Source organism: Exiguobacterium sp. s124 (genome assembly GCF_018617485.1).
Lineage (GTDB): Bacteria > Bacillota > Bacilli > Exiguobacteriales > Exiguobacteriaceae > Exiguobacterium > Exiguobacterium aestuarii.
The window spans coordinates 1527956-1550513 of sequence record NZ_JACSKH010000001.1; the positions used below are offsets into that span (position 1 = coordinate 1527956).

27 protein-coding genes are annotated in these 22558 nt (G+C 47.0%); all 27 read right to left on the reverse strand.

The window, feature by feature from the left end:
- Positions 1-11: 11 nt before the first annotated feature.
- The 27 genes from KNO85_RS07975 to codY all read right to left on the reverse strand — a co-directional run bounded on the left by KNO85_RS07975 (position 12) and on the right by codY (position 22541).
- Positions 12-2009 (reverse strand): chemotaxis protein CheA, encoded by a 1998-nt coding sequence (locus KNO85_RS07975; protein ID WP_214788770.1) that lies wholly within the window; start codon positions 2007-2009, stop codon positions 12-14.
- Between the two features lie 19 nt (positions 2010-2028).
- Positions 2029-2868, reverse strand: a complete 840-nt coding sequence (locus KNO85_RS07980; RefSeq protein WP_214788773.1) for a MinD/ParA family protein — start codon at positions 2866-2868, stop codon at positions 2029-2031.
- The gene (locus tag KNO85_RS07985) at positions 2847-3908 is read right to left on the reverse strand and encodes a flagellar biosynthesis protein FlhF (protein ID WP_214788776.1); all 1062 of its coding nucleotides are present in this window, start codon (positions 3906-3908) and stop codon (positions 2847-2849) included. Before KNO85_RS07985 ends, KNO85_RS07980 begins: the two co-directional genes overlap by 22 nt.
- On the reverse strand, positions 3909-5930 hold the full coding sequence (gene flhA / locus KNO85_RS07990; protein WP_256441797.1) for a flagellar biosynthesis protein FlhA: 2022 nt from the start codon (positions 5928-5930) through the stop codon (positions 3909-3911).
- Positions 5931-5943: 13 nt separating this feature from the next.
- Positions 5944-7038 carry a flagellar biosynthesis protein FlhB gene (flhB, locus tag KNO85_RS07995; RefSeq protein WP_214788782.1) on the reverse strand — a complete coding sequence of 365 codons (1095 nt, stop codon included), beginning with the start codon at positions 7036-7038 and terminating at the stop codon, positions 5944-5946.
- Positions 7035-7805, reverse strand: a complete 771-nt coding sequence (fliR, locus tag KNO85_RS08000; RefSeq protein WP_214788785.1) for a flagellar biosynthetic protein FliR — start codon at positions 7803-7805, stop codon at positions 7035-7037. The genes flhB and fliR overlap by 4 nt, the downstream gene beginning before the upstream one ends.
- Complete coding sequence (gene fliQ, locus KNO85_RS08005; protein ID WP_015881403.1) at positions 7802-8074, reverse strand: flagellar biosynthesis protein FliQ; 273 nt, start codon at positions 8072-8074, stop codon at positions 7802-7804. Before fliQ ends, fliR begins: the two co-directional genes overlap by 4 nt.
- Positions 8075-8085: 11 nt before the next feature.
- Entirely contained in the window at positions 8086-8751 is a 666-nt protein-coding gene (gene fliP, locus KNO85_RS08010) for a flagellar type III secretion system pore protein FliP (protein ID WP_074034688.1), read from the reverse strand.
- Positions 8748-9242 (reverse strand): flagellar biosynthetic protein FliO, encoded by a 495-nt coding sequence (locus KNO85_RS08015; protein WP_214788788.1) that lies wholly within the window; start codon positions 9240-9242, stop codon positions 8748-8750. The genes fliP and KNO85_RS08015 overlap by 4 nt, the downstream gene beginning before the upstream one ends.
- The gene (locus tag KNO85_RS08020; RefSeq protein ID WP_074034690.1) at positions 9239-9604 is read right to left on the reverse strand and encodes a response regulator; all 366 of its coding nucleotides are present in this window, start codon (positions 9602-9604) and stop codon (positions 9239-9241) included. Before KNO85_RS08020 ends, KNO85_RS08015 begins: the two co-directional genes overlap by 4 nt.
- A 13-nt stretch (positions 9605-9617) precedes the next feature.
- On the reverse strand, positions 9618-10736 hold the full coding sequence (gene fliY, locus KNO85_RS08025; protein WP_214788792.1) for a flagellar motor switch phosphatase FliY: 1119 nt from the start codon (positions 10734-10736) through the stop codon (positions 9618-9620).
- Positions 10733-11722, reverse strand: coding sequence for a flagellar motor switch protein FliM (gene fliM / locus KNO85_RS08030; RefSeq protein WP_214788795.1), 990 nt, complete (start codon positions 11720-11722; stop codon positions 10733-10735). Before fliM ends, fliY begins: the two co-directional genes overlap by 4 nt.
- A gap of 9 nt (positions 11723-11731) precedes the next feature.
- Positions 11732-12184 carry a flagellar basal body-associated FliL family protein gene (locus KNO85_RS08035; protein WP_214788798.1) on the reverse strand — a complete coding sequence of 151 codons (453 nt, stop codon included), beginning with the start codon at positions 12182-12184 and terminating at the stop codon, positions 11732-11734.
- Positions 12177-12395 (reverse strand): flagellar FlbD family protein, encoded by a 219-nt coding sequence (locus tag KNO85_RS08040; protein WP_031421671.1) that lies wholly within the window; start codon positions 12393-12395, stop codon positions 12177-12179. The genes KNO85_RS08035 and KNO85_RS08040 overlap by 8 nt, the downstream gene beginning before the upstream one ends.
- Positions 12395-13264 (reverse strand): flagellar basal body rod protein FlgG, encoded by an 870-nt coding sequence (gene flgG / locus KNO85_RS08045; RefSeq protein WP_214788801.1) that lies wholly within the window; start codon positions 13262-13264, stop codon positions 12395-12397. Before flgG ends, KNO85_RS08040 begins: the two co-directional genes overlap by 1 nt.
- Positions 13265-13281: 17 nt before the next feature.
- Positions 13282-13710 carry a flagellar hook capping FlgD N-terminal domain-containing protein gene (locus KNO85_RS08050; RefSeq protein WP_214691822.1) on the reverse strand — a complete coding sequence of 143 codons (429 nt, stop codon included), beginning with the start codon at positions 13708-13710 and terminating at the stop codon, positions 13282-13284.
- Complete coding sequence (locus tag KNO85_RS08055; RefSeq protein WP_214788804.1) at positions 13682-14746, reverse strand: flagellar hook-length control protein FliK; 1065 nt, start codon at positions 14744-14746, stop codon at positions 13682-13684. Before KNO85_RS08055 ends, KNO85_RS08050 begins: the two co-directional genes overlap by 29 nt.
- Positions 14747-14768: 22 nt before the next feature.
- Complete coding sequence (locus tag KNO85_RS08060; RefSeq protein ID WP_214788807.1) at positions 14769-15338, reverse strand: MotE family protein; 570 nt, start codon at positions 15336-15338, stop codon at positions 14769-14771.
- Position 15339: 1 nt separating this feature from the next.
- Positions 15340-15774: a flagellar FliJ family protein gene (locus KNO85_RS08065; protein ID WP_214788810.1), complete on the reverse strand. Its 435-nt coding sequence runs from the start codon at positions 15772-15774 to the stop codon at positions 15340-15342.
- A complete protein-coding gene (gene fliI / locus KNO85_RS08070; RefSeq protein WP_214788813.1) occupies positions 15771-17090 on the reverse strand; it encodes a flagellar protein export ATPase FliI in 1320 nt (439 codons plus the stop codon). Before fliI ends, KNO85_RS08065 begins: the two co-directional genes overlap by 4 nt.
- A complete protein-coding gene (locus KNO85_RS08075) occupies positions 17077-17802 on the reverse strand; it encodes a FliH/SctL family protein (RefSeq protein WP_214788816.1) in 726 nt (241 codons plus the stop codon). Before KNO85_RS08075 ends, fliI begins: the two co-directional genes overlap by 14 nt.
- Positions 17786-18793, reverse strand: a complete 1008-nt coding sequence (fliG, locus tag KNO85_RS08080; RefSeq protein ID WP_026826250.1) for a flagellar motor switch protein FliG — start codon at positions 18791-18793, stop codon at positions 17786-17788. The genes KNO85_RS08075 and fliG overlap by 17 nt, the downstream gene beginning before the upstream one ends.
- Before the next feature lie 5 nt (positions 18794-18798).
- Positions 18799-20370, reverse strand: a complete 1572-nt coding sequence (gene fliF, locus KNO85_RS08085; RefSeq protein WP_214788819.1) for a flagellar basal-body MS-ring/collar protein FliF — start codon at positions 20368-20370, stop codon at positions 18799-18801.
- Between the two features lie 22 nt (positions 20371-20392).
- Positions 20393-20674: a flagellar hook-basal body complex protein FliE gene (gene fliE / locus KNO85_RS08090; protein WP_214788822.1), complete on the reverse strand. Its 282-nt coding sequence runs from the start codon at positions 20672-20674 to the stop codon at positions 20393-20395.
- A 13-nt stretch (positions 20675-20687) separates the two neighbouring features.
- Positions 20688-21116 (reverse strand): flagellar basal body rod protein FlgC, encoded by a 429-nt coding sequence (flgC, locus tag KNO85_RS08095; protein ID WP_214788825.1) that lies wholly within the window; start codon positions 21114-21116, stop codon positions 20688-20690.
- Positions 21117-21119: 3 nt separating this feature from the next.
- Complete coding sequence (flgB, locus tag KNO85_RS08100; RefSeq protein ID WP_214788828.1) at positions 21120-21488, reverse strand: flagellar basal body rod protein FlgB; 369 nt, start codon at positions 21486-21488, stop codon at positions 21120-21122.
- A 273-nt stretch (positions 21489-21761) separates the two neighbouring features.
- Positions 21762-22541, reverse strand: a complete 780-nt coding sequence (gene codY / locus KNO85_RS08105; protein ID WP_214691812.1) for a GTP-sensing pleiotropic transcriptional regulator CodY — start codon at positions 22539-22541, stop codon at positions 21762-21764.
- Positions 22542-22558 lie beyond the last annotated feature (17 nt).

A 22558-nucleotide genomic window follows, 5' to 3' on the forward strand; every position in this document is an offset into this window, starting at 1 on the left:
TATATTCCTCCTTAAAAGAGATCGTTACTATCTACGATAAGAGCGACGCGACCGTCACCGAGAATGGTCGCACCTGAGATAGCAGGAATCCCTTCAAGATACGTACCGAGCGGTTTCATGACAATTTCTTGCTGGCCGATCAAATCGTTGACGACGACACCGACAAGTTTGTTTCCTTTTCGAACGACAACGACCGGGAATTGCGACTTCGTCTCCGATTCGATTCCGAACATTTCTTTTAAATAGACGAGAGGAACCAACTGGCCACGGAAATCAAAGACACGCTCGCGGTGCGCCGTCAAGATGTCCGCTTCATCAAGCAAAGTCGTCTCGAGAATCGATGACAACGGAATCGCATACGATTCCTCACCGACTTGTACGAGCATGGCCGAGATGATTGAGAGGGTGAGTGGCAGACTGACCTGGAATTTCGTCCCTTGTCCCGCAACCGTCTCTAACGAAACGACACCACCGAGTGACTCGATTTTATTTTTCACGACATCGAGTCCGACACCGCGACCTGAAAGGTCCGTCACGACGTCAGCTGTCGAGAAGCCTGGAGCGAAGATTAACATCGCCAACTCGTTCTCAGACATCACAGTCGCCTCTTCATCTGAAATCACGCCACGTTCCAATGCTTTTGCACGAACTTTGTCAACGTTAATTCCCGCACCGTCATCCTCTATCTCGATAAAGACACGGTTGCCGCCGTGATAAGCGCGAAGGGCAAGCATCCCTTGTTCCGGCTTACCTGCTTTCACGCGAACTTCAGGGCGTTCGATTCCATGATCGATCGCATTACGAATCAAGTGAACGAGCGGGTCTCCAATCTCATCGATGACCGTACGATCAAGTTCCGTCTCCGCACCCGAAATATCCAATTGAACTTTCTTGTGGATTTCTTTTGCGACCGAGCGAACCATTCGTGGGAAGCGATTGAACACTTGCTCAATCGGCATCATCCGTAGGGTCAACACGAGTGATTGCAGTTCGTTCGTACCTCGTTTGATTTTTTCAACGGTTTCGTTCAATTCTGGTTGACCCACCTCATCAGCGAGTCGTTCTAAACGTCCACGATCGATGATGAATTCCTCGAACAAGTTCATGAGACGATCGATTCGTTCTAAGTTGACGCGAATCGTTTTCGCTTGAGCCTGTGCAGCCACTTGTTCCTTCGTATCTTTTGTTTCTTTTTCTTCTTGATCTGAGGCTTTCTGTACCACTGGTTCTGGTACTACCACTTCGGCTGTCACTGCGACTTCTGGTTCGCTTTCTGACGTTCCTGTGAACACATTGACTTCGACACGTTCCACTTCCGACACTTGGGCGATGGCATGTTCAATGACTTCCGTCGCCTCTTGTGATAGGAATAAGACGTCAAACGACAAATCGAATTGCTCTTGCTCGATTTCCTCTGTCTCCGGGTTCGTGCGCACGACTTCGCCCAATTCTTGGAGACGATCGAACACCATATACGCCCGAGCTGCTTTCAGGACGACAGCGTCTGATAATTTCACGGTGATTTGATAGGCCTCGAATCCTGTCTGTTTCGCCTGTTCGATGACCGAATTCATATAAAGGTCGACTTCGAATGTATTTGACTCTTTTACCTCTGTGACCACGACCTCTTTTCCACCGATGAACGATTGGAAGGCAGCGACCGTTTCAGAAACATCCACGTTCGCACCTCGTCCGCCGTTCTCAATGTCAGCAATCATGTCCTCCATCTGTTCCATAGCGATGAACATCGTATCCAACAGCAGTTGGTTGCTTTCCTTTTTTCCGCCACGAACGAGGTCGAGTGCACTTTCCATCTCATGCGTCAAATTGGCGACGTGTTCGTACCCCATCGTCGAGGACATCCCTTTTAACGTATGCGCCGATCGGAAAATCTCTTGAACGACATCCGCCCCACCCGATTGTTCTAGCTTAAGTAACTGTGTGTTGATTGATTGGATATGTTCTTGGGATTCATCTAAAAACAACCCTAAGTATTCGTTCACGTCCATCTCATTTGCCTCCCTGTCGTTATACTCGGTTCCACTGTTTCCGTAAGTTCCCCATCAAACGGTCCATCAAGTGACGTGGTTTCGGAGGCGTTCCCGTAAGCGTTGTCAAAATTCGTTCGAGCCGCCAGCTAATATCACTTTTTCGATTGTATTGATAAAACGGGACTTGGGCGATGACTGCCTTTCTGACTGAAGGGTCATCTGGTAAAAATCCGAGGAATCGAATCGTCTTATTTAAGAACTGCTTACATGCGACTTCCATCCGTTCGAAACATTGTAGTGCTTCCTCTCCAGACTGGGCTCGGTTCACGATGACGCCTAGTGGTAAGTCTGGATATTGATGATGCACTAGTTTTGTATATGCGTATCCGTCCATGAGCGAAGTCGGTTCCGGCGTTAAAATCAAAAACATTTCATCACACCCTGCAATAAATTGCAGCGAGGTATCCGTCGCCCCTGCGCCCATATCAAAGAGGACGTAATCATATGCGGTCAGTACTTCGAGTTCTCGCATGAGAAATTGCATGTCATCTTCTGAGAGATGGACGAGTTGGTCTTGTCCACTCCCTCCATGTAATATATCGACACCATGCACATTTTTCTGAACAGCTGCAGCCAATGGAATACGAGCTTTTACGGACTCCATCATCGTTCTCGACTTCATTGCGTTCATTAAGATATGGACGTTGGCCATCCCGATATCAAAATCGACAATCAATACCCGCTTTCCGAGCTCTGAAAGAGCGATAGCCGTGTTCACGCATACGTTCGTCTTTCCGACACCGCCTTTCCCGCTCGCAAAGGCGATGGTCGTCGGATGGACATCATTGATTGCTCTTAAACGCCTTGCTTGGTCCATCTTGTCCACCCTTCTTTCTCAAACAGTCGTTTCGTCAACGCATCCGCATCTCCCCGAATCAAATCATCCGGCACTTCTTGACCGTCCGTCATCCATGCGACAGGAAGACCGCTCTTTTTCACCATTCGATACATCGCGTGAATGTCACTCGTCTCATCTGCTTTTGTGAAGATGAGCGAACTGAGTGGGAGTGACTCGAACTGGGAGTAGATCATATCCATATCTTTCATTTTTGATGTCAAACTTAACACGAGCGATAAACTCGTTTCCGTAAAGTCATGATGTTCGTGAAACTGTTCCACGTACGCAGGATCTCGGAAGTTGCGACCTGCCGTGTCGATCAACACGATGTCCTTTCGGGCAAATAATTGCTTTGCCCGCTTAAAGTCATGGAAATCATATGCCACTTCGACGGGGATACTCATAATTTCAGCGTACGTCTTCAACTGTTCGATGGCTGCGATTCGATATGTGTCAGTCGTGATCAACCCGACTGTCTTGCCTTCTTTCAACTTGAAATGCGCAGCTAGTTTGGCAAGTGTCGTCGTTTTGCCGACGCCGGTCGGTCCGACGACCATGACATAACGTTTCGCCTCAGGTGGCTCGCCGAAGGACGATTTGACTTGTTCATACACGTACTGTTCAGCCGCTTCTACAGACTTCGTCGTATAGTAGAGCTCGTTCAACGTCTCTTCCCACGATTCTTCCGCGAACGACTCCGTCGAAAGTAACGCTTCGACATGTTGTAGTGACGTATGGAGTCTTGGCGCCGCTCCTCCTACCATACGAGGTGCTGGTGGTGTTTGAGGTGATACCGTTTGAATCGGCTTTGTTTGAACCGATACAGACTGTCTAGGTTTCGTGACCGTTTGCTCTTTTTCAAGTGCAGCGATGACTTCCACTTGTTTCGAAGCGAATAAACCGAACCATCCGGTCTTCACTTGCCGTGAATTTAGGATCACCGCTTCATCACCTAACTCTTGCTTCACTTTCGTCATCGCTTCAGCCATCGTTTTCGCTGTAAATTTTTTAATCTGCATTTAAATCACCCCAATACTTTTCACTTCAACGGAACTGAGTAATTCGTTATATGCCAATACGGGAACATCTGGATAGTATCGTTCAAGCAACTGTCGAACAAATAGTCGAATCGTCGGTGAACATAAAATGACCGCTGACGCTCCATACCGTTCAAACATCGACAGTTGTTCTCCTGTGCGCTCGATAATGTCGCGCGCCTGCTCTGGGTCGAGTGCCAAGTAGTTCCCAAACTCCGTCTTTTGTACGGCGTCTTGAACGGTCTGTTCCGTCTGACCACCTAACGTGACCACATACAATGGACCTTCAGGTGGTTTGACTTGGTCGGTCAGTTGGCGTGACAACCCTTGACGGCAATATTCACCGAGGATTTCTGCATCTTTTGTCACTTTCCCGTAGTCAGCCATTGTCTCGAACAAAAGAGGTAAGTTTCGAATCGATACATTTTCTTGTAACAAGTGACGTAACACTTTTTGAATTTCACCGATTGAAAGCACTGAAGGCGTTACATCTTCAACGAGAACTGGATGGGTTTCCTTCAAATGCTCGACGAGTTGTTTCGTTTCTTCACGACCGAGTAAATCGGCAGCATGTTTCTTCAGCGTTTCGGTCAGATGTGTCGCGACAACGGACGGCGGATCCACGACGGTATATCCACTCATTTCTGCTCGCGTCCGTGTCTCCTCATCAATCCAGAGGGCCGGAAGACCAAATGCCGGTTCCGTCGTTTCAATCCCGTATACTTCCGGGTCTTCAATCCCTGGGCTCATCGCCAAGTAATGGTCGAGCAACAACTCACCTTCTGCGACGACGTTTCCTTTCACCTTGATGCGATACGCGTTCGGCGAAAGCTGTAAATGGTCGCGAATCCGAACCGTTGGCAAGATGAATCCGAGCTCGAGCGCGAGTTGACGACGAATCATGACGACACGGTCCAACAAGTCACCGCCTTGCGACTCATCCGCAAGTGGGATCAATCCGTATCCGAATTCGAATTCAATCGAATCGATTTGTAAGAGCGAGACGACAGATTCCGTCGGAGCTGTCGAAGGCTCGTCTTCCATGATTGGATCTTCCGTCGCCTGCCGGATGTTTCGACGCATCGTATAGGCTCCGAAGAAGGCCGTACCTGCGATGATCATCGTCACCGGGATAAGTGGTGGTGACACGAAACCGAGCATGAAGACGATGGCGCCGGCAATATAGAGAAGCGATGGGTTTTGACCAAGCTGGTCGATCACATCTTCTCCTAAATTGCCGTCCGAGACGGCACGGGTCACGATAATTCCGGTTGCCGTTGAAATCAAGAGTGCCGGGATTTGACTGACGAGTCCGTCCCCGATCGTCATGAGCGAGAACGTTGTGAACGCTTCTCCGACCGGTAATCCCATCTGAACGACACCGATAATGATTCCGAAGATCAAGTTAATCGTCACGATGATGATACCAGCGATGGCATCCCCTTTGACGAACTTGGATGCCCCATCCATCGAACCATAAAAATCGGCCTCGCTTTGAATTTTACGGCGACGCATCTGCGCTTCCTTGTCGTCAATTAGTCCGGAGTTCAAGTCAGCATCGATGGCCATCTGTTTCCCTGGCATCGCATCGAGCGTGAAGCGTGCAGATACCTCAGATACACGCTCGGCACCTTTTGTGATGACGACGAACTGAATGATGACGAGAATGAGGAAGACAACGAATCCGACAAGGACATTTCCTCCGATTACGAAATCACCAAACGTCGCAATGACTTCCCCTCCGTAACCGTTTGAGAGAATCGAACGGGTCGTCGATACGTTCAAACCGAGACGAAACAACGTCACAATCAATAAGAGGGAAGGGAATACGGAGAAGTCGAGCGCTTCTCTGGCATTCATCGCCACTAGTAAGATCATGAGGGCGATTAAAATATTTACGATGATTAAAAAATCTAATAAAAAGCCCGGTAACGGGATGATCAGCATGATGACAATCATCAAGACACCAATCAAAACTGCAAAGTCTTTCGCTTTTACTGCCAACACATACTCCTCCTCAAGACGGTTGCTTCATTTGATAGACGAATGCGAGCACTTCCGCAATCGCTTGATAGAACGATTCGTCTACCACTTCTCCGATATCGATTTGCGCATATAGCGCCCGTGCAAGCGGCTTGTTCTCAACAATCGCCACATTGTGCTCTTTTGCGACATCTCGAATATGAAAGGCGACTCGGTCGACCCCTTTTGCCACAACGAGCGGGGCAAAGTCTTTCGTATCATCGTAGCGGATGACGACCGCGTAATGGGTCGGGTTCGTGATGACGACGTCGGCATTCGGAATTTCTTGCATCATGCGTCGCATCGCCATTTCTCGTTGTTGTTGCTTAATCTTAGATTTGATCAGCGGGTCACCTTCTGAGTTTTTATACTCGTCTTTTATGTCTTGCTTTGACATTCGAATCGATTTTTCGAAATCAAATCGTTGATAAAAAAAGTCGAGTAATGCGAGTGCGAGCAATGCGACACTCACCCAGAGACCAAGTTCAATCGTGATCCCTGCGAGCGCGACGATGGATTCTCGAATCTGTTCGACGGCCATCCGGGACAATTCTTTTTGGTTTTGCCAAAGGACAGCGATAGCGGTTGTCAGGATGATTAAAAATTTGAATAAGGACTTTAAAAATTCGACGACCGCTTTCATGCTGACGATACGTTTCACCCCTTTAATCGGGTCGATTCGCTCGAGCTTTGGCTGGATCGCTTCTAAGGAAAAAAGCGTTCCAACTTGTAAATAATTGATGAGAATCCCAAACACGACAGCGACGATAAAGAATGGCGCCAAAATCAATCCGACTCGAAGCATCAAGTCGATGATCATCCCTGACATGCCCTCAGATATATTGAACAGTAAGTATTGGGGGCTGAGTAAATCTCCGACTAATGAGAGCAACTGTTGCCCAATCATCGGTCCGAAGAATGACAGCATGAGAAACATGGCAAAGAGCGCGAATGCTCCCGTCAAATCAGCGGATTTGGCGACTTGCCCTTTCTTTCGTGAATCCTCTCGTTTACGCGGTGTCGCTTTTTCTGTTTTTTCACCTGCAAAAAACTGCAAATTGACCGATAAAGGATATAGAGGCTTCTTCATGAGGCATCTCCTAGTATGAGCATAAAGTCGTGCATCACGTCTTGTAATAACGGAATGAACTGACTAATACCTGTCAGTGTCAATCCCATCAACAAGACCATGACGGCAAATCCGGCAATCAGTTTGAAGGAAAAGCCGATTGCAAAGATATTGAACTGTGGCGCCGATTTTGCTAAAAAACCAAGTGCCAAATCGACAAGCAATAAAGATGCCATCATCGGCAAGGCCAATTGCAAGGCGACCATCATCGTCATCGTGACCACTTTCACTGCCATCATGAGTGAGGCTTCCGTGAAGTTAATCATCGGTTGACCAGGTGGATAGATTTGAAAACTGTAATAAATGCCGTCAATCAGGAGTAAATGTAAATTACTCGTCAATAAAATGAACAGCGTAAAAATATAATAAAATCGTCCAATTAGTGGCGACTGTCCGCCAAACATCGGATCGTATGCGGAAGCCATCGCGAGTCCAAGTTGAAGGTCGATGACCCCTCCGGCAATTTGCGGAGCGAAAAAGAGAATGTTAATCAATAGACCGAGTAAAAGCCCAATCATGACCTCATACACGACCTGAATCACAAACCCATTCGTCATTTGAATCGGCTCGGTGATGGTGAACATAGCGTAATACGCTAAAAATGCACTGAAGCCTACCCGGTGCATGACCGGCAACTGTCTCGTCGAGAACAATGGGACACTGACAAAAAAGCCAGAGAGTCGCGCAAACGTCAGACCGTACATACTGATGAAGTCAACTGCGTTCATTTCGACGCAACCTCGACCATCAGCTCAAAAATCAATCGTGTGAACCCCTCAATTTGTTGAAGCATCCACGGTCCAAAAATGACAAGACCGATGAAGACCGAGATGATTTTTGGAACAAACGAAAGCGTCTGTTCTTGAATTTGAGTCGTGGCCTGTAAAATCGAGATCACGAGACCGACAATCAGTGAGATGAGCAGCAATGGCATTGAAATTTTTAATAATGTCCACACACTCTCTGTTGCCAAGTAAATGACCATTTCTTGTGTCATGTCCGTTCCCCCTACATACTTCTAAGCAATGATTCCACAATCAAGTGCCAGCCATCGACCAATACAAATAGTAATAATTTAAACGGTAAGGCGATCATGACCGGTGGTAGCATCATCATCCCCATCGACATGAGCACACTTGCGACGACCATATCGATAATTAAAAATGGCAAGAAAATCATGAATCCGATTTGGAAAGCCGTTTTCAACTCACTAATCGCATAAGCCGGAACGAGAGCGAGAAGCGGTACATCATCAAGTGATTCAGGTTGTTCGTAGTTCCCATATTTCAAAAACAGTTGCAAATCTTCCTGTCTTGTATATTTCGACATGAATTCTTTCATCGTCCCGCTCGCTTCATCAAACGCCTCATCTTGTGAGATTTTGTCATCGAGATAAGGTTTTAACGCGTTCTCATTCAAATCAGAGAGAACGGGAGACATGACGAACAATGTAATGAACAAAGCCAATCCGACAATCAACTGGTTTGGCGGTGTTTGTTGTGTACCGAGCGCCGGTCGAATAAAAGATAGTACGACGACGACACGTGTGAAGCAGGTCATCAAAATTAAAAAAGAAGGGGCAAGTGTCAATAACGTCAATAAAATTAAGAGTTTGATCGACGTTGACGTACTGTCTGGTGTCTCTAAATTGATTAATTGCTCAAACGTTGTCATGACTTCTTCCTCACTTCTTCTAATTGAGCAAGTTGTTTCTTAAAGGTATCTAAAAATGCATTCGAATTCGCCGTTCGGAGTGATAAAGGCTCTGACTGCTCTTCATCCATCGTTTCCGCATCGAGTCGATCAATCAATTGAATCGATTCCCCGACGCCGAGGACATAGACTTGATCCCCAAGTTTCACGAGTTGGACGGAACGGTCCTTTCCGAGTGGGACACCTCCGAGGTGTTTCATATGCTGAGTCGCTTTCACACCTTGTGTTTTGGAACCGAGCCAACGCATCAAGACGATAAAACCGCCGACCACGACTACGAGACTCAACACGACTTTCACGCCATTCCCAATCGTTGACGCTGTCGTTGGAACGTTACTTTCCAATTCTTCTGTCTGTTTTTGCTCGAATTGTTGGTCTACGGTGGCGGCCTCAACCGTGGCCGGAACAAAAAGTCCGACCACGAGGAGAATAATCAACCACCATTTCTTCATTGTGCGACCGTTTTAGAGACCGCTTCGATGACACGTTCCGCGTTGAACGGCTTAACGATGAAGTCTTTCGCACCTGCTTGAATCGCATCGATGACCATCGCTTGTTGCCCCATTGCCGAACACATAATGACTTTTGCATTCGAGTCGAAGCTGCGAATCTCTTTTAATGCCGCGAGACCATCCATCTCTGGCATCGTGATATCAAGTGTGACAAGATCCGGTGTGAGCTCACGATATTTTACGACCGCGTCAGCTCCGTTTTCTGCCTCACCTACTACGTCATATCCGTTCTTTGTCAAAATATCCTTGATCATCATGCGCATGAACGCTGCGTCATCTACTACTAATACTTTTGCACTCATTCTAAATTCCTCCTTAGACGATTCCGATCCGCTCATGCGGTTGAATAATTTCTGTTACACGTACCCCAAAGTTTTCTTCAATCACGACAACTTCTCCTCTAGCAATTCGTTGTTGGTTGACATAAATATCAACCGGTTCGCCAGCTAGCTTGTCGAGCTCGATGATGGAACCATGTGATAACTCGAGTACTTCCCGGACAGATTTTTTCGTTCTGCCTAGTTCGACTGTCACGTTTAACGGCACATCATATAATAGCCCTAGATTTGCCGGTACAGACTCTTGTGGAGCTGGTGATTGGAGCGGCATGAATTCTGCTTGGCTTACCGCGACCTCTGGCATCGATTTTTGCTTTTCCGGTTGTGGTTGCGCCTGCGGTTGAGCTTGCGGCTGAGGTTTAGGGACCTTGGCTTTCGGTTGTTCTTTTACAGGCTCCACTGCCGTTTGTGCTTCACCGGTCGCTTTCATCAATTCATCGACTAATTGCTTTCCGAATTGAATTGGAGCAATTTGAACGATTGTGGAATCAATCAATGTACCTACTTTGAGATTGAACTCAATGAGCACCATCGTTTCCCAAAGTTCAAGACGATCGATAATCGTTTGATTTTTTGTTGCGTCAAACACCTCGACAAGTGGTGGAGAGATGTCAATTTTCTTCGAAAACACCGTCGATAAAGATGTCGCGGCTGCGCCCATCATTTGGTTCATCGCTTCTTGAACGGCTGATAAGCGAATCTCATCAAGGCTTTCAGGATCAACGTTCTCCCCTGTCCCACCTAACATGAGGTCAGAGATAATGGCCGCATCTTCGCGAGTCAAAACGAGGACATTCTCCCCTTTTATCCCTTCCGTATACCCAACACGTAATGCGACATGCGGCGTAGGATAACGCTCACGCAATTCCTCAATTCTCACCTCACTGACAACCGGTGTCGTGATTTCTACTTTTTGCTGTAGTAACGTTGACAAGGCCGTTGCCGAATTTCCAAATGAAATGTTTCCGATTTCTCCGAGAGCATCGCTTTCCATCGAATCTAAATGCTCTTCATCTTCCGCCTTCGGCATCGGCGTATTGTCACTTGTCCCACGTAGTAATGCGTCAATTTCATCTTGTGACAGCATTTCACTCATTGCTCTTCCTCCTTCACACGGTGAAGCACTTGAACCGCCATACGCTTCCCACTCACACCGACTTGCCCTTTAAATACTTTGTTTTCCCCTACCATGATGGAAAGAGGCTCTTTTGCAACTTGATCGAGTGCCAAACAATCCCCAACTTCAAGATGCAGCAGATCGCCGAACGTAATTGTCGTCTCTCCGAGTAATGAGACGACCTCGACCGTCGAGTTCATCAACTGGGCTTTGAGTGGCTCTTTGCTCGATTGACTCGCATTCCGACGATTCGCTTCCTGCATCCAATAATGACTCGAAAGTTTCGACAAGACAGGTTCAATTGTCACGAACGGAAGACAAACGTTAATCGTCCCGCTCACTTCCCCAATCGTCACTCCAATGGAGATGAGGACGACCGTCTCGTTAGGTGAAACGAGTTGAAGGAACTGCGGATTCACTTCGACAGCAGCCATTTCCGCCTTGATTTCTGCAATTGACTCCCATGCATCTCCATAACTTGAAAAGGCACGTTTATACAATTGCGTCAAAATTCGCATCTCGATCTCTGTGAACGACTCAATCTTGTCCATTTCCACACCCGGTCCACCAAGTAGACGATCGAGCATCGCATAGGAGATGTTCGGATTGACTTCGATGATAAATCTTCCGTTTAACGGCGGCGCTTCAATCAAGTTAATCATCGTCATACTCGGGATAGAATGAATGAATTCATCGTACGGTAGTTGTTCGACCGAGTTGACGGTGAATTGAACATAGGTGCGAAGTTGTGCCGAGAAAAACGTCGTCAACATACGTGTGAAATGCTCATGAATCCGAGTCAAGCTTCGAATTTGATCTTTAGAAAATCGAACGGCTCGTTTGAAGTCATATTGCCGAACCTTTTTTTCTTCTTCTTGTGCGAGAAAGGAATCCGCTTCGACATCCCCACTGCTTAGTGCAGATAGTAAGGCATCAATTTCTTGTTGAGACAGTACTTCTCCCATGATGCCACCTCACTGAATAATTTTCTTCGTCATATAGACGCGTTGGACTTCACCTTCTTCAAGCAGTCCATTAAGTTGTTCTCGTAATGTCTGTTCAAACTTCTGCATATCCTCTTTCGTTGCCAACTGTGTTTTTGTCATCCCGGCCAAGTCACCAAGAATGACATTGTGCACTTGAAACTTGCGCAGCTCTAGATTCTCTTTTGTTTCTAGCGAATCTGTGACAATCGTGAATTGAACGTTGATGAAACGCTCATCTTGAATATTCGTCGTCATGTCATCGGTCATGAAGCTTCGCTCCGCCAACTCTTCAGCGGTGACCGGTTTCGTTTTTGCTGTGACGTTGTCACCGAAAACGTACTTATACGTCATGAAGCCGGCTCCGCCCATGACGAGTAGGACGACTAGTAAAATGATGACAACTTTCAGGCCGCCACCTTTTTTCTTCTCTTCTTCACTCATCTTCTTCACCTCTTGTGAACATCGTTCCGACTAAACCGATTGAGCGGTAAAAGGCTTCAGTTCGTTCAATGATTTGATCTTTCGTTTCTTTCACGAGATACGTTTTGCCATTAAACAGTTGGATTATCGTGTCAGGCTCTGCTTTCACTGTTTCGATCAGCAAAGCGTTGAGCACGAACTCCTCACCCCGAAACGCCGTGACGCGAATCATCAGCGTTTCAAGTTAACGAGCTCTTGAAGAATCTCGTCCGATGTTGTAATGATTCGTGTGTTCGCCTGGAAACCACGTTGTGCCACAATCATTTCTGTAAATTCTTCAGAAAGGTCGACGTTCGACATTTCAAGTGCGCCCGAAACGAGGTTACCTCGCCCTAAATCACCGGCCGCTCCGATGAGTGGGTCACCTGAGTTTTGTGATTGCAAGAAGTTGTTGGCGCCGACTTTCGATAAACCAGCGTTGTTGCTAAAGTTCGCCGTCACGATATAGCCTGCCGTCTGCAACGCACCGGCTGCGTCGACATAGCTCACTTGACCGTCTTTTCCAATTGACAATGAACGTGCGTCTGTTGGAATTGAGATTTTACCGTAAGCAGGGGAATTTTCCACTACGTTTGGGATATCTCCAACCAAGTTCGGCGCAGGAAGGTTATCCGTAGGTTTCGCACCCGTTCCTAACAAGTAAGTTCCTTCACCTGTTACCAAGTCACCGTTGTTGTCCGTATAGAAGTTACCGGCACGTGTGTATTGCGCTTGACCGTTGACGATTGTGACGAAGAAACCTTCTCCTGAAATACCGACGTCTAACGCACGTCCCGTATTTTGCATCGCTCCTTGGTTGTAGACGTTATCGACAGTCGCCATCGTTCCACCAAGACCGACCTCTTTCGGGTTAATCCCTCCGGCCGTCGCCCCATTACCGCCTGACGCACTACCGACTTGTTGACTGACGAGGTCTTTGAACGTGACACGACCTTTTTTATAACCGAACGTGTTGACGTTGGCGATGTTGTTCCCGACGACGTCTAATTTCGATTGGAAGTTCTTCAGACCACTGATTCCTGAGTACATTGCTCTTAACATAATAGTTCCTCCTATACTTATTTGATGGAAGTGATGTCGTACACGCTGACCGATGTGCCGTCTTCAAGATCGGCCATGTATCCAGTTAAATCAGATCGAGAAATCGAGACGACACGACCCGAGCCTTTCGTCGTTTCTTCACTCGATTCCGAACTGTAGTCAATCGTTTTACCAATCATGCTGCTAAATTCGGAAATCGAAGCCATATGACGGTCGACCAGCACAGAGTCGAGTTGCTTCGAAATCGTTTGCATCTGTTCAAGTGAAGAGAATTGAGCCATCTGAGCGATGAACTCACGGTCTTCCATCGGCGACATTGGGTCCTGGTTCGCAATTTGAGCGAGCAGCAACTTCATAAACATGTCTTTGTCATATTGATTTGTCGCTTTTGGAAGTGACTGGTCTGGCAGTGTAAAATCATTCGTCTTCGGTTGGATGCTCGTCATCCTCAGACCCTCCTTTTGGTTGTTCCTGCGGTTGCTCCTGTTCCGGTTGCTCTGAGCCATCTGGCAACGCCGACTTCGTGTCGAGTGCTTGTTGTGTCAAGTTGACCTCGACCCGAACGTTTTGGGAGTGAGGCGTTAACGTTTGTTGCAACTGCTGAACTTGTGACTGAAGCAATTGTTTCGCCTCTTGATTGCTTGCGAACAATTTGACGACGAGTTCCCCGTTATGTCGTTCAAGCTTGACGACGAGCTCACCGAGTTGTTCTGGATATAGACGTACCGTAAACACTTTCGAACCGTCCGCTCCGCTCGAAAACGGTGCTTTTTGAAGCGCGGACTCAATTCTCGCCTGTAAGTTTTCAGGTAAGGAACCTTTTGAGGCGTACATGACGGTTTCTACATCAATTTGTGGTCGCGACCAGTTTAATCCTTTCGGTAACCACTCAACACCACTTGCCTGAGGGAGCGCTTTCGCCACTTTCACGGTTTCAACTTGTGGTAGAACGGGAACTTCCTTCATATTGCCGGCTGGTCCATTAAACTGTGTGACCACCCGTTGAATCGTTTGAACGTGCTTCCCAAGTTCTTGATTTGGCACAGTCTGTGTCAACCCTGTTTTTGCAGACAAATCCGTCTTTTGCACGATGTCACTACTTGTTGCGACCGCCTGAGCAACGATTGGGAGCGCTGAATCAACATTTACAGATGACGTAGACAATTGTCCGAGTACACCTACATATGCATCCATAAACGTCCGATACGCATCTTGCGGAAGTGATTTTAGCCAATTCAATGTGTCAGGTTTTTGAAACCACGTTTCGAGTTCCTGTGCCACTTTTTCAAAGTCGACTGACTCTTCAGGAAGCACACCTTCTTCAAGTTGAGGAAGCGCTGTCTGCTCTCCGGATCCTTGCATTGGTGCGAGCATCGCCGAGAGGAGACTTAAAAAACCGCCCGTTCCTTGTGAATTCCCATCTGTCGCTTCGGTACGTGCCATCGAACCTTGAATCGCTTGTGATAATAATGCGATATTCAATGTGTGTCCTCCTTTCCCATGTTCATTGGAGAAGCTGCGTCACAACCGCAGCCTGCTGCGCATTCATCCGCCCTAAAATATCCGCCTGTTGCTTTGGTGATAATTCTTTAAGCAATTCCGCCACCTGTGGACTCTCTAGTTCCCCCATAATGGCCGCCGCTTGTTTGGCGGACATCTCTTCATACACACTGACAATGTCAGAAGTGGTTTCTTTTTCTGATGTGGCTGCCGCTAGCTCGGAGACAAGTCGGTCACGTTCCCGAATTAAATCGGTGATTTCTTCTTGTCGCGCTTTCACTTCATTCGTCAGTTCCACATTTTCATTTCGAAGTTTTTCAATCTCACTGTTTGCTGCTTTCAACCGGTTCGTGGCGTCACTGTCGATACCTGTCACGTTCACTTTCGTCTCAGATGTCTTCGGTGTTTCTGCTGTCTTTCCATCCTCACTAACTGGTAGGAATGGTACGGATAAAAGTGGACGGTCCATCGCGTAGTTCATGACGACCATTCCGCCGACCAAGATGAAGATTGCTGGGATGAGGACTAACGCCACAATCATTTGTTTGCCTCGTTTATTGTTCTCTTTTGCCATGCTACTTCCCTTTCCCATGATGAATCACAGCGAGTTCGTCCATCATTAATTGCTCTGTGAGTTTTGCCGCTGTCATCTCTTCTAAACTGACCTTTTCATGAAGTGTCACATATTTCTTTTCTTCCACTACTTTTCCGAGCAAGCGTTCTTGTGATGCGTGATAACGATTGCGCGCTTGTTGAACGACGAGCTGTTGTGTTTCGATTTGACGTTTTACTTGCTCACGCGTCTTTTCCCGATACTGAGACATGAGTAAATCAATACGTCCTTGCTGTTCATCTTGATGTTTAATCAACGATTCATACATGAGGAGAAGGTCATACAACGCTTCCATCTCCGTTTCGAGTTTTGCTTTCAACCCTCTTACTTCAGTAGCGGCATCTTCTTTCTCATGTTCAGCAATTGGCATGATTCGTTCTAGAATGAGTCTGTTCATGATTCACCTCGCGCGATGTCTGACAAATGAGCCATCGTTTGTTGGAATGCAGCATCTTCATCAATCGATTGCTTTAAAAATGTCAGTAAGTATGGATATTTCTCGATTGCCGTATCAATCGCTGGGTTCGAACCTTTTTTATATGCGCCGATGTTAATCAAATCCTCGGCATCGATATAAGTCGCTAGCCAACTACGAAACGTTTGTGCTGCTTCACGATGTGTTGGAGAAGCGATTTGGTTCATGACACGACTGATTGACTTCAACACGTGGATGGCAGGAAACTGTCCACGGTTTGCAAGCGCTCGGTCCATAACGAAGTGCCCGTCTAAGATTCCACGCACCGCATCGGCAATCGGTTCGTTCATATCGTCACCATCAACGAGTACTGTATAGAACGCCGTAATCGATCCGGTTGCTGCCGTACCGCTTCGTTCTAATAATTGAGGGAGCATCGCAAAGACAGACGGTGTGTACCCTTTCGATGTCGGTGGTTCACCAGTCGCAAGCCCGATTTCACGTTGAGCCATCGCAAATCGTGTCACCGAATCCATCATGAGCACCACTTCTTTACCTTGGTCCCGAAAGTACTCGGCGATTGCGGTTGCGGTGTAAGCACCTTTCAATCGGACGAGGGGAGGTTGGTCACTCGTCGCTACAATGACGACAGACCGGGCCATCCCTTCTGGGCCGAGCTCTTTTTCAATGAATTCTTTTACTTCTCGACCACGTTCTCCGATTAAGGCGATGACGTTAATATCTGCCGAAGAGCGCTTGGCAATCATCCCGAGTAACGTGGATTTCCCTACCCCAGAACCAGCAAATAGTCCGACACGTTGCCCTTTCCCAACGGTCAGCAACCCATCGATCATACGAACGCCAGTCGACAAGGCATCTAAAATCCGGGGACGATTCAAAGGGTTAGGCGGTTTCCGCTGGACGTCATACCGCTTACCAGTTACGAGTCGCTCTCCCGTAAGCGGACGCCCTAGACCGTCGAGCACTTGTCCAATCAGTTCCTCACCAACAGGGACTTGGAGCATTTTCCCGGTACCTTTCACTAAACAACCAGGTGCAATCTGTGTTGTTTCACCGTATGGCATAAGAAGGACGCGCTCTTCATTAAAGCCCACCACTTCCGCTTCGACCGTCTCATTTGAAGGGAGCATGATGAAACATCGCTCCCCGACAAAGGCACTCGGTCCATTTGACTCAATCATCAATCCTACGACCCGACACACTCGACCGATTTTGCGAGTAAACTCGCCATCCGTAGATTGTTTGATCGTATTGATGACCTGCTCAATAAGCGCCATCCGCTAAAACCTCCTCGATTTTGGCTTTGATTCTCTCGAAGCTATACGAAAGATCGATTTCATTTCCTCGATGTGGTGACTCAATCCGCACAGACGTTTCGTCTAAAGAACTTTCTCCACGATATTTTAATGGTGGCGTCTCTTCATCGCGCCACATCGATTCAAATCGTTGGATTGAAGCAAGCCGAGTCGGATGAACGTAAATCGTCAACGCTTCCGCATCGATGAGTTGAGCCATCTGTTCTTGGATCATCGCCGCAAACAACGTCTCGTCTTTTCGGACAAGGTCCGTCGTCACATGCGCACTTACTGCAATCGCTAAGTCAATGAGTGAAACTTCCGCCTGTTTCCATTTTTCCTGAAACAGTTGTTCGAGTTCGGTCGAAACAGAGTTCAAACGCGTCGTGATGTCTTCAAACTCTGCATATCCGTCTTGTCTTCCTTGAAGGAGACCTGCCTCATAACCTTCCGAACGTGCCTGTTCAAACGCTTCTTGCTTTAAGTGTTCTAGTCTCTCCATTTCGGTTAACTGAAACTGCTGGAACGCATCTTCGTCTTGTCTTAACTTCTCATAACGCGACTCAATCACTTGATGATGGTCGATGCTCTCAATTGAATCAGGGATGGATGATTCCAATCGTTTCGATTCAATCCGCTGAGGAATATGCGATGTCGCGCGTTGACGTTTGATCACATTAGACAACGATGTCATCTCCTCCACCTCGACTGATTACGATTTCACCAACATCCTCTAGGCGGCGAATGATTCCGACGATTCGACTCTGTGCCTCTTCAACATCACGCAATCGAACAGGTCCCATAAATTCCATGTCTTCTTTGAACGTTTCGACCATCCGTTGAGACATATTTTTAAAGATAATTTGTTTTACTTCTTCCGACGACACTTTGAGCGCTAGCAACAAGTCGTCGTTCGCCACTTCGCGAATGATCCGTTGAATCGCCCGAGAATCGAGTGTGACAATATCTTCGAAGACGAACATCCGCTTCTTGATTTCCTCTGCGAGTTCCGGGTCTTCGATTTCGAGCGCATCGAGAATGGTACGTTCTGTCGTCCGGTCTACACCGTTCAAGACTTCGACGACCGCCTCGATTCCACCCGACTGAGCATAATCTTGCATATCTGTCTGTGACAAGTTCTTTTCAAGAATCTGTTCCACTTCATGGATGACGTCTGGATTGAGTCGATCCATTGTCGCAATCCGTTTCGCGACTTCCGATTGAATCTCAGGTGGAAGTTCCGAGAGGATCTGCCCTGACTTGACCGGTTCTAAATGCGCTAAGATTAGCGCAATCGTCTGCGGGTGTTCATTTTGAATAAAGTTCAATAACTGTTTCGGGTCTGCCTTTCGTGCAAACTCGAACGGTCTGACCTGTAAAGTCGATGTGAGGCGATGAATCAATGCCATCGCTTTATCTTCACCAACCGCCTTTTCAAGGACCGTTTTCGCAAACCCGATTCCACCTTGAGTAATATAACTTTGAGCCATGGCAAGTTCGTGAAACTCACCGAGAATACTATCCTTTTCTTCCGGGGACACTTTTTTTAACGCTGAAATTTGAAGCGTCAGTTGTTCCATCTCTTCTTCTGAAAGATGTTTGTAGACGTTCGCTGCCACTTCAGGTCCCAGGGAAATCATGAGCATCGCTGCCTTTTCGCGATTCGATTGTTTTGCATAGTTCACGTTACTCACTCCTCAGACATCCAAGTACGAAGCAGTTTAGCAAACTCTTCTGGATTACTTTCAGCTAATTTTTCTAACTGTTTCTTCTTCACTGCCCCTTCGCCTCGCTCTTCGAGGTCTAGGTCAGGTACTTCATCTTCATATGGAACTTCCCATTCGTTCGTCTCTTCCACAACTTCTTGCTTGCGTCTACGCATCGCGAAGAAGATCAAGGCAAGAATTACGACTGCACCAGCCGCTGCCGCATACATCCACCAAGGTGTCGGTTGCTCTGTTGTTGCAACTTCTTCCACTTCAGCGAACGGTCTCGACACGACGACAACTTTCTGTTCGAGTTCAGCATCCGTGATGGCTTCGTCCGTCTTCGCTAACGACGTCCGGATGATCGAATACATCATCGTCTCGAGGTCGCCTTCTAGCTGTGGGTCGATACTTGTCGCGCCATCTGGTGGTTCAACGATGAGTTGGACCCCGAGGTCACGAATCGTATATGGTGCGTTTTGAATCTGTTTCGTGATGCGGTTGACCTCATAATTGATGATTTCATGGTTTTTTTCACTTTCTTCTGTGCTATCCCCTGTAGCAGCAGGGAAGTTGATCGTGTCATTCTCACCGGTTCCGGTCGCTTCTGTCGCCGTCCCCGTACCACCCGTGTAAGCCTCGGCGATTCGTTCAGCCGACGTTACGATGCCTTCCATGTTTTCCTCGTTGACTGGCGTGACGAGGTTTTGCTCTTCGGCCGTCTGGGTCGTATCGATATCTGCTGTGACAGAGACGAGGACGCTCCGCTCTCCGAGAAGGACAGATAACATCTGTTGAATTTGTTGACGGACGTCTTTTTCAACTTGACGCTTCAGTGCCAACGGATCAGAAGAAGATCCTCCAGCTACGACTGTCTGATCGAGGTCATAATACGTAAAGTATTGGTCCATGATCGAGATGTTTTCAGGCTTCAAGTTTGGAACACTTTTACTAATCAAATGATAGAGACCTTTGACCGTGTTCGGTTCTAAATTGGTTCCGGCCCCGATATTTAACACAATCGAAGCTGTCGGCTCTCCTTGATCTTCCGCTAAGAAGACGGACTTCTCAGGAAGCGAGATAATGACTTTCGCTTGATTGATTCCTTCAATCTGGGTGATGAGTCGCTCAAGTTCCGTCTGCATCGCACTTCGTTCGATGACCGCCATTTCACGGTCCGTCGTTCCGAAACCGGCATTTTCACTAAAGAAACTGTAGTCAATTGCCCCAGATTTCGGGATCCCGGCTGCCGCAAGGCTAACTTTCAACTGGTCGACCATTTCATTCGGAACATATACACTGACCCCGTTCGAAGTCGCTTTGATTTCCGACTTCACACCGTCCGCAGTCAGCTTCTCCGTCACTTCACCCGCTTCTTGCGCAGATAGGTTGGTGTACAGAGGAGCCATGTTCGGTCTCGATAGGAAGAATGTGAGTACGAGTGCTGCGATCAATATGATCGCAATGGAGATTCCCCATACGAGTTTCCGCTTCGCCGGCATCGATTTCAGCGCATCGGTCATCGATTTGAATCGTTCTTTTAATTGTTCATTCATCGCAACTTGTCATCCTCTACAATTAAACTTGCATTCGCATCATTTCTTGATAGGCTTCAACGGCCTTGTTCCTCACCTCGATGGCAAGTTGCATCGCAATCGACGACTCTTCACTTTGAATCATGACTTGATGAAGGTCAGCTTTTCCGACAGCCAAATCTTTTCGGGCTTGACTTGTCGCTTGTTGTGTTTCGTTCAACGCATTCATCGCTTCATTCAAATATGACCCAAATTGAGATGGGTTTGTTTTCTTCATTGATGGTGTGATCTCTGGGCTCATCAATTGAATCGGGTTAATTTGCATCCTTCGTCACTCCTTATCCTTTTCCAATCTCCATCGCTTTGACGAGCATCGCTTTTGATGCATTCATCGCGGCAATGTTTGCTTCATAAGAACGGGTCGCGCCCATCAGGTCGACCATTTCTTTTAGTAGGTCAACGTTCGGCATTTGGACATAACCACGCTCGTCCGCGTCAGGATGACTCGGATTGTAGGCCAATTTATACGGAGCATCGTCCTCGATGATTTGAGCCACCTGAACACCGCCGTTGACAGCATCTAACCGCTTTCGGAAAGGTGCTTCCTGTAACACTGTCATCTTTCTCGTATACGGCTGCCATTCTCCATCGACAAGTTTTCCTCTCGTCGTCTGAGCGTTGGCGATGTTTGCCGAGACGGTATCCATTCGTAAACGTTGAGACGTTAATGCTGTAGCTGAAATATGAAAACTATCAAACATCCCCATCGATTAACGACCTCCTCGAATAACAGATTTCAATCCGCCGAGTCTACGATTTAATTGTTCCATCATCGCCTCGTATTGGAGTTGATTACGTGCCAGTTCACTCATCTCATAATCTAAGTCGACGTTGTTGCCATCACTTCGCATCGCTCCACCTGCTCGATCGACGACAGTAGACTGCGTCGAATCACTCGGACGCCCGTCTTGGAGCTTGAGTCGCATCTCACTTTGAAGAGTCTGTTCAAACACGGCTTGCTTCGCTTTGAAGTTTGGGGTATCGATATTCGAAAGATTATGACTAATCACTTTCTGATTGAGGACTGAATGATTGATGGCTTGTTTCAATAATTGATAGTCACTACCAATCCAATTCATGGCGCTCACTCACTTTCATATGGTAACTGCTGATATATACCTGATTTGGAAATTCTACTATTTCATTGAAACAAATCTGTAACAGTTCTGAAAGATATTTTTTAAAACATAGGTAAATGGCTTCGCATCTTTTTGTCGAATTAACGACAAATTCTGAAAATAATTACTTTTGTACTAAAAAAAACCGCTCCCTCTAAGAGGAAAGCGGTTTTTTAGGAATAAAGTCTCATTTCGAAGTGTTTTCAATGGAAAATACATATCAAAAGTTGTATTTCAGTTTGATTTCAGTTTTTGTAATTCAAACAAGAAGTTGTCATTTAATATCTTGATATACGTTCCTTTCATTCCTAAAGAACGTGATTCAATGACACCCGCACTTTCTAATTTACGCAGTGCGTTTACAATGACAGAACGAGTGATTCCCACACGGTCGGCAATTTTGGAAGCAACTAGCAACCCTTCGTTCCCACCAAGCTCTTCGAAAATATGTTCAATCGCTTCGAGCTCAGAATACGATAGTGAATTGATCGCCATTTGAACGACGGCCTTCTTACGGGCTGATGTTTCTGCTTCTGCCGCCTTCTCACGAAGAATTTCCATTCCAACTACCGTCGCACTATATTCTGCGAGGACGAGGTCATCTTCTGTGAATTCGTTTGCCAGTCGACCTAGCACGAGCGTACCTAGACGCTCACCACCACCGATGATTGGGACAATCGTCGTCTTCGAGTTTAGGAATAAATCGTGGTTCTCGACAGGGAACGCCGTATATTCGCTATCAATATCGATATTCGCTGTTGTTTCTTTCACATTAAACAAGTTAGAAGCATACGGTTCTGGGAACTGTCGGTCCACCAAGAATGCCTTCATGCGGTCGTTCTCAATCTGTTGTTTGATCGCAAAGCCGAGTAGGCGACCACGACGGCTTACGATAAACGTATTGGATTCAAGTACTTCACGCATTTTATCCGCCATTTCTTTAAAGTCAACGTGCGCACTCGCTTCTTGTTGAAGCATCGTGTTTAATTGGCGAGTTTTGTCTAGTAAGTTCATAATGTCTATTTCCTCCC